Origin of the sequence: Candidatus Soleaferrea massiliensis AP7 (genome assembly GCF_000820765.1) — a bacterium.
Taxonomy (GTDB): domain Bacteria; phylum Bacillota; class Clostridia; order Oscillospirales; family Ruminococcaceae; genus Soleaferrea; species Soleaferrea massiliensis.
This window is the reverse complement of record NZ_CCYH01000023.1, coordinates 18,749-30,544: the sequence shown is the minus strand read 5'-3', so window position 1 is coordinate 30,544 and position 11,796 is coordinate 18,749. Positions and strand designations below refer to the sequence as shown.

General features: G+C 53.3%; 10 protein-coding genes. 8 read left to right on the top strand and 2 right to left on the bottom strand.

Annotated elements, in window-relative coordinates; genetic code table 11:
• From BN348_RS14130 to glgA, 4 genes are all read left to right on the top strand, one after another.
• Positions 1–216 (top strand): hypothetical protein (locus BN348_RS14130; protein WP_207641734.1); only part of this gene is annotated, 216 nt, incomplete at its 5' end.
• A 774-nt stretch (positions 217–990) separates the two neighbouring features.
• Entirely contained in the window at positions 991–2,199 is a 1,209-nt protein-coding gene (locus tag BN348_RS05115; protein ID WP_040196685.1) for a glucose-1-phosphate adenylyltransferase, read from the top strand.
• A 14-nt stretch (positions 2,200–2,213) separates the two neighbouring features.
• Entirely contained in the window at positions 2,214–3,335 is a 1,122-nt protein-coding gene (gene glgD / locus BN348_RS05110; RefSeq protein ID WP_040196684.1) for a glucose-1-phosphate adenylyltransferase subunit GlgD, read from the top strand.
• Positions 3,336–3,677: 342 nt separating this feature from the next.
• Entirely contained in the window at positions 3,678–5,099 is a 1,422-nt protein-coding gene (gene glgA, locus BN348_RS05105) for a glycogen synthase GlgA (RefSeq protein ID WP_040196683.1), read from the top strand.
• Between the two features lie 103 nt (positions 5,100–5,202).
• Here the strand turns inward: glgA and BN348_RS05100 are convergent, their stop codons facing one another.
• On the bottom strand, positions 5,203–5,901 hold the full coding sequence (locus tag BN348_RS05100; RefSeq protein WP_040196681.1) for a helix-turn-helix domain-containing protein: 699 nt from the start codon (positions 5,899–5,901) through the stop codon (positions 5,203–5,205).
• 365 nt (positions 5,902–6,266) lie between these two features.
• Between BN348_RS05100 and BN348_RS05090 the strand changes: the two genes are divergently transcribed.
• The 4 genes from BN348_RS05090 (at position 6,267) to BN348_RS05075 (ending at position 9,695) form a co-directional block, all read left to right on the top strand.
• Positions 6,267–6,884, top strand: coding sequence for a histidine phosphatase family protein (locus BN348_RS05090; protein WP_052446725.1), 618 nt, complete (start codon positions 6,267–6,269; stop codon positions 6,882–6,884).
• Positions 6,874–7,401 (top strand): cob(I)yrinic acid a,c-diamide adenosyltransferase, encoded by a 528-nt coding sequence (locus tag BN348_RS05085; RefSeq protein WP_040196677.1) that lies wholly within the window; start codon positions 6,874–6,876, stop codon positions 7,399–7,401. The genes BN348_RS05090 and BN348_RS05085 overlap by 11 nt, the downstream gene beginning before the upstream one ends.
• An 81-nt stretch (positions 7,402–7,482) precedes the next feature.
• Entirely contained in the window at positions 7,483–8,439 is a 957-nt protein-coding gene (locus BN348_RS05080; protein WP_040196675.1) for a DUF975 family protein, read from the top strand.
• A 335-nt stretch (positions 8,440–8,774) separates the two neighbouring features.
• A complete protein-coding gene (locus BN348_RS05075) occupies positions 8,775–9,695 on the top strand; it encodes a DUF1848 domain-containing protein (protein ID WP_040196673.1) in 921 nt (306 codons plus the stop codon).
• 268 nt (positions 9,696–9,963) lie between these two features.
• Here BN348_RS05075 and BN348_RS05070 read toward each other — a convergent pair whose 3' ends face one another.
• Entirely contained in the window at positions 9,964–11,277 is a 1,314-nt protein-coding gene (locus BN348_RS05070; RefSeq protein WP_040196672.1) for a nucleotide sugar dehydrogenase, read from the bottom strand.
• Positions 11,278–11,796: the final 519 nt, after the last annotated feature.

Here is an 11,796-nt window from a genome sequence, read left to right as displayed (position 1 = left end):
AAGAACCACTTGGCAATGTGGTCGTTACTTCTTTGTGCGGCCAAAGAAGTAACCAAGAAAGACCGTTCAAGGGGACCAGCTGCGCTGGTGCACGCGCTACGCGTCACTGAGATAAGAAAAGAGCCTATGACGAACACACCACAACTATGCAGCAGAAAAGACGGCATAGCCGAGCGCCCCACCGCAGGTGGTGGCCCCCTTGAAAATCCCCTCTGATATCCCGCTTTCCCCTTCGGCCGCCTGCGGGCGGCGTTTTGCTTTTGGCAGGGTGGTTGGGCACAGCTAGTAGCGGGGGCTTCTCCGGTTACAGGTTTCTTTTATGGTACCCCAATACTTCGGCTGGTGCGTCATGACGGATCATATCCGGGCGACTAATCCTCTTTATCCGGCAAATAGGTCATCTACTTCTTTAAATATCGCTTGGTAAACATGTCTCACCAAAGCATTACAGCAACGCAACGATCATTTCACTGGAGCTTTCTGAACAAGAGTTCCATGCCGTATCCGAGGCTTACAGCGTTAGATAGCGCTCGTAAGCTTGTTTTGTGTGTGTATTTTATTGGAATTAATACATTTTTCTTGATTTCGACAGATGCAATCTGTTATAATAAATTCGGCACGTCTGCCGCCGCTTAGGCCGGCTGGTCACAAAGTTTTCAAGGATTATGGTGATAGTACACAAAACCCTTCGAAAAAATTTTCGTGAATATTTTAAAATATACAAAATTCTTCTTGCAAAATGCGAAAATTATTGGTAAAATGTACTTAACACATCTGAGAAGACTGCTTTTATCCATTCGGTGATCAGACGGAGAATGTTTTCCGCCATGTATCAGCGCATCCTTCTTTACGAATGGAGCCGGCGGCTATGATGGGAGATTTACGGTCAAGACCACTGTGCAAAACGGTATGTTTGCAATTACAGAGGACACTTTTCAAAAACCATGTGTTTTGAAAAATCAATGCCTCTCAGATATGGAGGTACCAGCTATGGTAAAAAAGAAAGAATGGATCGCCATGCTGTTGGCGGGCGGTCAGGGAAGCAGATTGTTTGCATTGACAAAGAAAATGGCCAAGCCGGCCGTCCCGTACGGCGGCAAGTACAGAATCATCGATTTTCCGTTGTCCAACTGCGTGAATTCCGGCATCGATACGGTGGGCGTTCTGACCCAGTATCAGCCGCTTGAACTGAACGCCTATCTCGGCAACGGACAGCCCTGGGACCTGGACCGGATTCATGGAGGCGTGCACATCCTGCCGCCCTACCAGAAAAGCTCCGGTTCCGACTGGTATCGCGGCACGGCAAACGCCATCTACCAGAATATCCATTTTATCGAACGGTATGACCCGGAATATGTTGTGATGCTCTCCGGAGACCATATTTATAAGATGGATTATTCCAAGATGCTTAAGTTCCACAAGGAGCACGGCGCGGACTGCACCATTGCGGTCATCGAGGTCCCCATGGAGGAGGCCAGCCGCTTCGGCATCATGAACACCGAGGAGGACGGCAAGGTCTACGAATTTGAAGAGAAGCCGCCGCAGCCGAAAAGTAACCTCGCATCGATGGGCGTTTACATCTTCACCTGGAGCAAGCTCAAAAAGTATCTCGAAGAGGACGAGGAAAATCCCGAATCGGAGAACGACTTCGGTAAAAATATCATCCCCGCCATGCTCAAGAACGGCGAAAACATGTATGCATACCCGTTCACCGGCTACTGGAAGGATGTCGGCACGATCGACAGCCTGTGGGAAGCGAATATGGATCTGCTGAACCCGCGCGTCCCGCTGAAGCTGCATGACCCGAGCTGGAAAATCTATGCCAGAAACCCGGTTATGCCGCCGCATTACATTGCGCCGGGCGCGGTGGTGCAGAACTCGATGATCACCGAAGGCTGCCATGTGGAGGGTACGATCGACTTCTCTATCCTGTTCGCCGGCGTGACGGTTGAAAAGGGCGCGGTCGTCCGCGACAGCATTGTCATGCCGGGCGCCGTGATCAAAGCCGGCGCGGTCATCGAATACGCGATCGTCGCCGAGGACTGCGTCGTCGGTGAAAACGCGAGGATCGGCATGCGTCCCGAAAACATCGATGAAACACAGAAGGATATCTGGGGCGTCGCGGTCATCGGTCCGCGCGTCAAGGTTTCCAGTGATACCGTTGTTCCGCCAAAAGCCATGGTGGAACAGGACATTTAAAGGAGGTGGCAGATATGCGGAAAATAGAAACCTTGGGCATCATCTTTTCCAATATGCATGACGACATGATCCCGGAGCTGACCAGTCCCAGGACGATGGGTTCCATCCCGTTCGGCGGACGTTACCGCCTGATCGACTTTGCGCTCTCCAACATGGTCAATTCCGGCATCTCGGATATCGGCGTCGTCACCAAATCCAATTATCAGTCGCTGATCGACCATCTCGGCTCCGGCCGTGAATGGGACCTGTCCCGCAAGCAGGGCGGACTTTCGCTCCTGCCGCCGTTCGGTCGCGCCAGCGCGGGCATGTACCGCGGAAGGCTCGAAGCGCTCGCCGGCATCCTCAACTTTATCAAGCATTCCCAGGCGGAATATGTCGTGATGGCGGACTGCGATATCATCACGAACATCGACTTCAGAAAGGTCATCGCCTATCATAAAGAGAAGAACGCCGACATCACCGTCGCGTACAGCAACTATGAGATCATCAAGGACTCCGGCATGGACAGCACCGTCTTCGAGATGAATGAAGACAACCGTGTCATCGACATTGCGCTGAATGCACAGCACCCCGGCAATGCCGACGTTTACATGAACTACACGGTCATCCGTAAAAAGCTGCTGGAGGATTTGATCGAGCAGACCGCTTCGCGGGATCTCTACAGCTTCCGCAAGCACATCCTGCTGGCCTGCAAGGACACCCTGAACATCTATGCCTACGAGCATGAGGGCTACTGCCGCCGCATCAATTCGATTCAGGATTACTATCTGGCCAACATGGACCTGCTGAATGTCGAAAGCCGCGGACGGCTGTTCCTGAAGGACCGTCCGATCTACACAAAGGTCCGCGACGAAGTGCCGGCCACTTACGGCCTGGATTCCTTCGTCTCGAACTCCCTGATTGCCGACGGCTGTGTCATCGAGGGCCACGTCGAAAATTCGATCCTGTTCCGCGGCGTACAGGTCGGCAAGGGCGCGGTTGTCAAAAATTCGATCATCATGCAGGCAGGCGTGATCTGCGGCGATGCGAATCTCGACTACATCATTGCGGACAAGGACTGCATGATCAAAGAGGGCCGCATGCTGATGGGCTTCAACACCTATCCCATGTTCATCGCCAAAGGCAGCGTCGTATAAATGAAATCTGCTTTATCTTTTGGAAGGGAGAACCGGCGGTTTTCCCTTCCAAAATTGAGTTGGCCGGTTGATACGGGCCGGTATAGAGGACATGCTGTTTTCCAATGATATAACCAGCTGAACAAGCCGGAAAACTGCCCAACACGAAAAAACTGCTGTTTGAAGGCCGCATCCAAGTACATGCGCGGCTTCCGGCTTCTATGTATCACAACCCGGCCGGCATGCACATGATGGGCAAACTGCGCGCAGCCGTATCGGTCTGCCGGCAGCAAACCTGTTTCACAAGCGGTTTTTGTAATTTCTTTTTCAAATAAGAAAAAGAAAGGGAATGGAGGTAACACTATGAACATTTTATATGCAGCGAGCGAAGCGCTTCCCTTTATGGCATCCGGCGGACTTGCCGATGTCGCGGGTTCCCTGCCGAAGGCGCTCAACGCCCTGGGGCATGAGTGCCGTGTCGTGATGCCGCTTTACGGCACCATCCACGCCAAGCTTCGTGAAAAGATGGAATTCATCACGCATTTCGATGTCAAGCTCTCCTGGCGCACCCAGTACTGCGGCATCTTTAAAGCGGTGCACGAGGGCGTCACCTATTACTTTATCGACAACGAGTATTACTTCAAGCGCGAGGGCATCTATGGTTTTTACGATGATGCGGAGCGTTTCGCGTTTTTCTCCAAAGCCATTCTGGAAATGCTCTACCATATCGATTTCAAACCGCAGATCATCCACGCCAACGACTGGCAGACCGCTCTGGTCCCGGTTTATTTGAATCTGATGTTTAAAAGCGACGTCGCTTTTCGCAATATCAAAACCGTCTTCACGATTCACAACATCCAGTATCAGGGCAAATACGGCATGGATATTGCCGGCGACATTCTGGGCATTCCGTACTACGCGATGAACGTCATTGAATACGACGGCTGCACCAACTTCATGAAGGGCGCCATCGACCAGGCCGACATGATCACCACGGTAAGCCCAACCTATGCCAAGGAGATTCTGGATTCCTGGTTCTCTTACGGGCTCAACAACCTGCTGTGGTATAAACAGGATAAGCTCTGCGGCATCCTGAACGGCATCGACGTCGACAACTACAATCCGAAGACCGACCCGAACATCTTTAAAAACTATGACAAGGATTCGATCGCCGATAAATATGTCAACAAACGGGCTTTGATGGATTACATGGAGCTTCCGTATGATGAGGACGTGCCGGTCATCGGCATCGTGACAAGGCTTGTCTCCCACAAGGGGCTGGACCTCGTCAAATATATCTTTGAGGAAATCCTTGAAAAGGGCTTCCAGGTCGTGATTCTGGGCGCCGGAGAATACATCTTCGAGGACTTCTTCAAGCTGATGCAGTACAAGTATCCGGAACAGGTGGGGCTGCGGCTCGGCTTCGTGCCGGATCTCGCCCGCAAGATCTATTCGGGCGCGGACATGTTCTTAATGCCGTCCAAGAGCGAGCCGTGCGGGCTTGCACAGATGGTTTCGCTGCGCTACGGCACCATCCCGATTGTCCGGGAAACGGGCGGTCTGAAAGATTCCATCACCGATGTTTCGCTTGAGGGCGGAAACGGCTATACCTTTGCGACCTACAACGCGCACGACATGTTCAGCGCCATCCTGCGCGCCAAGGAGGATTTCGACGACAAGGAAAAATGGCGCGGTATTGTGGAGAACGCGTTCACCTGTGATTTCAGCTGGTCGAAATCCGCCGTGGAATACCAGAAGATGTACCAGAAGGTACTGGAGGGCTGATCCGCTCTCCCCTTCTCAAAATCAAAAACAGGCTGGGACCTCAAAGGGTTCCAGCCTGTGGTATTTTCTCCGGGATGATCTGGAATTCAAAGGTTTTCGTCCCTCATTTTCTATAATCCAGCACCTTGTGCTCCGCGTTCTGCAGCAGATTCAGCAGGCTGGAGGCAAACAGCGGATAATCCTTCGAGAGGGATTCGGTGGTCATCGCAAGCCCCTGCAGGCTTTCGGACGGCGCCTTCTCCTTAAACGACAGGCTGTCCGCAACGGCCTGCGCATCGCTTGCGCAGAACTGCATGGCGGCGGCGGTATAGCCGGCAGAGAACTGAGACGGTATCGTAAACAAATTGCGCTGATTTTTTGGATTTGCACAGTACAGGATACGGAACATCCGGTAGACGGCTAACATCAAATAAGCGGACATTTCCGTGGTCAGAGCCTTGTTGTTGCAGCGCTGCATGAGGTCGAACAGAATATTGAGCGAATTGGAGATCAGCTTTTTGTTCAGCGTCGGCAGAATGCTGCCGCGGAAGGTGCTCTCTTTCCCCATGCTGTCCGGCTCCGGGATATCCTCAATCTGCAGCATCATGCCGTGCCGGTCGGGTGAGCGGCCGAGCAGGTAATCGCAGGAGACCCCGTAAAAATCCGCCGCACGGGTCAGAAACTCCAGCCCGCATTCCCGGATGCCCTTCTCATAATGGGACAGAAGCGCCTGTGAAATCTGCAGCTCCGAAGCCGCCTGTTTCTGGCTGATGCCCTTCTCTTTCCTCAGCAGGGTCAAGATTCTTGGAAAATCCGCGTTCATAATCCGTACCTTCTCCTTTTCCTGTATTCTGTCCATCCCGGCAGCAGCGGCCGGCCTGTGATGTCCGATTTCCTGCCCTTCTCGGTTCCAACGCAGCGCAGGAAAACCGTCCGGCCGTTTTCATCCCCAGCGGACTTCGGCCACGACGGCAAAACGCCCCCCAGCCCCAATCCATCGACCGGAACTGCGGACGGCAATATTTTCATCAGAGTCTTGCATTTTATTTTTACGTATGGTAAATTATATTATATTACATACCTTTTGTAAAGTACCCTGCGAGAATTTATCGGAATATTTCTAAAAAAATCGAAAAGCAGCGGAAAAAGCCCTCATGGCTGCGCTGTTTGATCAAAAGGATGGTTGTGTTGATTACCTATAAAATTCATCTGATCCGGCACGGACAGACCAAGACAAACAAGGACGGCATCTACATCGGAAGGACCGACACGCCGCTGTGCGAAGCGGGCGCCGAGGAGCTTCAGCAGCTGCGTGAGGACAACATCTACCCGGCGGCCAGCAAGGTTTATGTCAGCCCGCTGCTGCGCTGCGTCCAGACCGCTGAAATCCTGTATCCCGATCACTGGACCGAGACGCTCGACGAGCTGATCGAATACGATCTGGGCGACTTCGAAGGGAAAAGCCTGCTCGAACTCAAAGAGGAGGAGAGCTTTTTGAAATGGATGGAGGACTCCCAGAAGAATCCGCCGCCAAACGGCGAGACGATGGACGATCTCGTCAAGCGCTGCCGCAGCGCGCTCGACCACATCTTTAAGGAGATGATGTCCGACAAGCTGACCTCCGTCGCGGTCGTCACCCATATGGGGGTCATCATGGCGATGCTGAGCGCCTACGCGTTCCCGCAGCGCCCAATGCCCGAATGGAACGCTGAGAACGGCAAGGGCTTTACGCTGCTGATGACGCCGCAGTCTTGGATGCGGGACGGCAAGGGCGAGGTGTTCGATCTGGTGCCGTATGAAAAATAGCGGGCTTGTGCACATCTACACCGGCGACGGCAAGGGCAAAACCACCGCGGCGGTCGGGCTGGCGGTCCGGGCGCGCGGAGCCGGGCTCCGGGTGCTGTTCATCCAGTTTTTGAAATCCCGTCCCACCAGCGAGCAGCTTCCGCTGCAGACGCTGGGCATCGAGGTGCTGCGTCCGACAAGCTGTCCAAAATTCTTTTTTGAGATGGACGAAAAACAGAAAGAGCGGTGCGTCCGTGAACAGCAAGACGCGCTGTGCGCCGCCCGGCAGGCGATGCTGGAGGGCCGCTGCGACCTCATCGTGCTTGACGAGGTCCTGGACGCGGTTTCACTGGGCTGTCTGGATGAAACGCGGCTGATCGAGATGCTGCACAATCGCGCATCCGGCGTGGAGGTTGTCCTGACCGGACGCGGGCTTTCCGATCGGCTGGGCGGGTTTGCGGACTATCTGTCGGTGATTTCCGCAAAAAAGCATCCGTATGAAAAGAATATGCCCGCGCGTTTGGGTATAGAATACTAATGGTGCAAAAAAACGGACAATCCTCTCCTTCTGCGGGAAAATCATAAATTTCGGCCAAAAGCCGGGAAACAGGTGAATCACATGGAACGTTTTACACAGATGAAGAAAAACAGCCTGCTTGCCCTTAAAAATCATTGGGGACGGGCCATTTGCGTGCTGTTTCTTTATTTTGCTGTGCTGATCTTTCTGTTCATCGCGGAGAATCTGGCCGCGTATCTGCTCAATGTCAGCGGGTTCCGGAATCTGCTGTCCAATCCGAACCTGCTGGTTGAGACCGTCGACCTCTCTCTCACCGCATTCCTGTTCAACATCGTCGTCACAGTGGTTCATATCCTGACGGTGCTTCCGTTGACACTGGGATGCATGCGGTGGTTCTTTGCGCTGATCAGCGACCGGGAATGCGGGATCGGCCATATCTGGCATTACTTTACCGGCTTTAAACGGTACTTTAAATCGCTTTTGCTGACCTTGGGCGTCACGGTCCGTTCGCTGCTCTGGCTGGTGCTGTTCTCCCTGCCGGGGATCATTGTCATGACGCTGTCCGTCTTCCTGTTCGGCTCCATCAGCGACCAGCCGCAGCTGCTGGCCGGCGTGTTCGGCATCCTGCTGGGCTGCATCCTGCTGCTGATCGGATTCATCTTCTGGATCGTCTACAACAGCCGGTATTTCCTGGCCCCTTACTTCTTCTTTGACAACGAGGAGATCGGCATCCACGAAGCCGTCCGTCTTTCTGTCAGGAATATGAAGGGCAGAAAGCTCGCCTGGGCAAAATATCTGCTGAGCTTCATCGGATGGATCGCGCTGTGTCTGGTGCTGCTGCCGGTTTTCTTCGTCCTGCCGTATATGGGATGCGCTTTTTCCATCTATGGAAAGCTGATGGTGGAATCCTACAAACACAAGCATGCGGACCAGAAGCAGGCTGCCGAGAATGACCGCACGATGGAATATCTAACCGAAGAGCTGCGGCCCTTCACGCAGCCGCCGGCAGGCTCTCCCCATACGCTGCAGAATCCACAGGGACTCGGCCAGAACGGATAAAAAGATCCGTTTATAACAAACGGCCCGGCTGCCGAATACCGGCGGCCGGGCCGCTTTTATTGGCCAACTGTTCCTGGAGCATCTGTTTTTGAAGGATCTGTTTTTGGGGTATCTGTTCTTGAGCCATCTGTTTTTGGGCTATACTTGTTCACGGCATCCGCCTTTCCTGTTTCAGCATAGCGGCTCAAAGCCGTGTGTTCCACATCCCTGAGTCCATAGCTATGACGCATTTCCGCCTCAGCGCCGTCTTTCCTTACGCATCCTGTTCTTCTCCGCAAACCGTTTGCCACCGGGTATTCTTTGGGCCTGTCCGGCCTGTGAAAGGAGGAAAATTCATGATCATCAGCGCCAGCCGCCGCACCGACATCCCTGCGCTTTACGCCGACTGGATGATCAACCGGCTGAAGGAAGGGTATGCGCTGGTTCCCGATCCATATGACGCCAACCATCTTTTTCGTGTGATGCTCACGCCCGATACAGTGGACTGTATGGTGTTCTGGAGCAAAAATCCGAAGCCGATGCTTGACCGGCTTGAGACGCTTTCACAATTCGGATATCCCTATTATTTTCAGTTCACGCTGACGCCGTATGGCAAAGCCGCCGAACCGCATCTGCCGTCGGTCTCCAATCGGGTTGCGCAGTTCAGGGAATTGTCGGAAAAGCTTGGCTGTGACCGGGTGATCTGGCGGTATGACCCGATTCTTCTGTACGAACCGTTCACCTTCTCCTATCATATTCGGCAATTCCAAAGCCTCTGCGCACAGCTGCACGGCTATACCAACCGCTGTGTCCTGAGCTTTGCCGATCCATATGTCCACTTGAAGCACATCCGCAAAGCGGACGCTACGCAGATGCGCGGCATCGCGTCGGCCTTCTCTGCCATCGCGGCCGATTTTAACCTCAGGCTTTCGGCTTGCTCGGAGCAGCTTGACCTCCGTACATATGGGATCGAACCCGCCGCCTGCATCGATGCCCATCTGGCAGAGACGCTCATCGGCTGCCCGGTTCTGACCAAGAAAGACCCGGGACAGCGCGCGGGCTGCCGTTGCGCCGAAAGCATCGATCTCGGCACCTACAACACCTGCGTCAACGGCTGCACCTACTGCTATGCCACCAAAAGCCCGGCACTGGCCCGCCGCAACCGGGCCATGCACGATCCAGCCTCACCGACGCTGATCGGTCATCCGCGGGGAAATGAACGGATAACCGACCGGAAGATGCACACCATCCGGCAGGATCAGACTACGCTTTTTTAAGCGGCAGCGGGTTAAACTTATTATCTGTCGATGATGTCTGTTTGAAAAATGGGAATTGGACGGTTTTTTCACTGTCAATGTCTGATGGCGGCGGTCCTGCCCTTCCGGTAAGGCTGCTCAAAATAGCTCATTAGATAAAAGCTGCACAAAAACGCCTTTGAATCTGGCTGTAAAGGCCATTTTCAAAGGCGTTTTTTCGTCGCAAACCGTCTCTTTGTGCAGTTTGCTATTACAACTTCATTTTGCAACGCTCCATTCTGCCCACAGCTTATAGCACCACAATGTTCTCGCGGCTCTTGACATGCTTGGTTACGTTCTTGGTATCAAAGATATGACGGGCGTTTTGGGCCACCAGTTCATAGTCGACAATGGAATGGGCCGTGGTGATCACAACCAGGTCATACTCCGATAGAATGCCCGCGCTGATCTGCTCAAGGCCCTGATGGCAGTTTCCCTTGTACCAGTACTCGTCGATATAAGGATCATAGAAATCCACCAGTGAACCGGCATGTTCAAAATTCTCAATCACCTTCAGCGCCGGGCTTTCGCGGTAATCGTCGATATCCTGCTTGTAGGCGACCCCCATAACCAGCACCCTAGCGCCGTTGAGCGCAATGCGGTCCCCATTCAAAATGCGTCCGCAGCGTTCCACCACATACTGCGGCATGTAGTTGTTGATCTCACCGGAGGTTTCAATCAGCTTGGTATGGTAATCAAATTCCCGCGCCTTCCAGGTCAGATAATAGGGATCCAGCGGAATGCAGTGCCCGCCGAGCCCAGGGCCCGGATAGAACGCCTGGAAGCCATATGGCTTGGTTTTGGCCGCATCGATGACCTCCCAGACGTTGATGCCCATCTTTTCGCAGATGATGGCCATCTCGTTGGAAAGGCCGATGTTGATGTTGCGGTATGTATTCTCAAGGATTTTTTCCATCTCCGCTACGGCGGGAGAGGACACCTCGAGCACCGAGCCGTCCAGCACCGCACGGTACATGGCGGCAATCACCTCGGTTGCATCCTTTCCGATGCCGCCCACCACCTTGGGCGTGTTTTTCGTATGGTAAATCAGGTTGCCGGGGTCGACCCGCTCCGGCGAGAACCCCAGATAGAAATCCTCCCCGCAGATAAGCCCCGAGCCCTGCTCCAGAATCGGCCTGATCAATTCCTCGGTCGTTCCGGGATAGGTGGTGGATTCCAGCACCACCATGCTTCCCCTCTTCAAAAAGCGGGAAACCGTCATGGCGCTGTCCCGCACAAAGCGGATATCCGGCTGCTGGTATTCGTCCAGCGGCGTGGGCACACAGATCGCAATAAAATCCGCCTCGTGAATCGATCGGAAATCGGTCGTCGCGCACAGCATCCCGTCTTCTACAATGCCCTTCAGTTCCCTGTCCACTACATCGCCGATGTAATTGTGCCCGGCATTGACCATGGAAACCTTCTTCTCCTGTACATCGAAACCGATCGTTTTAAAACCCGCTTTCGCCTTTTCCACAGCCAGAGGCAGGCCGACATAGCCAAGCCCCACAACGCCGACGACAATCTCGCGGTTCTCTATCTTTTTCAGCAGTGTCTCTTTCACGGTATCATCCTTTCTTCAAAACCGTCCTTGCCGGAAGATGTTGTCCCCATCCGCCGGACTGACCCTCTCTTCTTTCATATGCATCAGGATGCTGTCTTATGCCATTATCCTTCTTTTGATGGACATTATAGAGACGGATGTACCAACTGAAAGACGGATTTTGTCAGACATCGTACAATAAGGCCGGTGATATGAGGGGCTGGCCGTTACAATATTCCACCTGGAAAGCCAATTGCACCGGCCGTTTACTTCCCATTTTGCCGGTTCGATGTAGTTTTTCTAAATCAAAACTACATCGAACCGGCGGCATGCGCCGGCTCTGGAAGGGCATCATGCCGGCTCTCAAAAGGCACTGAAATACTGTCATTTGCAACATGCACGCTGCAGCCGCTAAAGCAATTATGCCTCTATAGCTTTTCACTTTGAGCGATACGGTTATTGTCATTCTCTTTGTTTTACTCTGAAAGCTGAAGTTTTTTTATTCTCACCGTCAGACCAGCGGTCTCGTTATGCTAAATT

Bases quoted from the DNA above. Each gene is read 5' to 3' on its own strand.
- BN348_RS05115 (WP_040196685.1), top strand. From the start codon at position 991: ATGGTAAAAAAGAAAGAATGGATCGCCATGCTGTTGGCGGGCGGTCAG.
- glgD (WP_040196684.1), top strand. From the start codon at position 2,214: ATGCGGAAAATAGAAACCTTGGGCATCATCTTTTCCAATATGCATGAC.
- glgA (WP_040196683.1), top strand. From the start codon at position 3,678: ATGAACATTTTATATGCAGCGAGCGAAGCGCTTCCCTTTATGGCATCC.
- BN348_RS05100 (WP_040196681.1), bottom strand. From the start codon at position 5,901: ATGAACGCGGATTTTCCAAGAATCTTGACCCTGCTGAGGAAAGAGAAG.
- BN348_RS05085 (WP_040196677.1), top strand. From the start codon at position 6,874: ATGAAAAATAGCGGGCTTGTGCACATCTACACCGGCGACGGCAAGGGC.
- BN348_RS05080 (WP_040196675.1), top strand. From the start codon at position 7,483: ATGGAACGTTTTACACAGATGAAGAAAAACAGCCTGCTTGCCCTTAAA.
- BN348_RS05075 (WP_040196673.1), top strand. From the start codon at position 8,775: ATGATCATCAGCGCCAGCCGCCGCACCGACATCCCTGCGCTTTACGCC.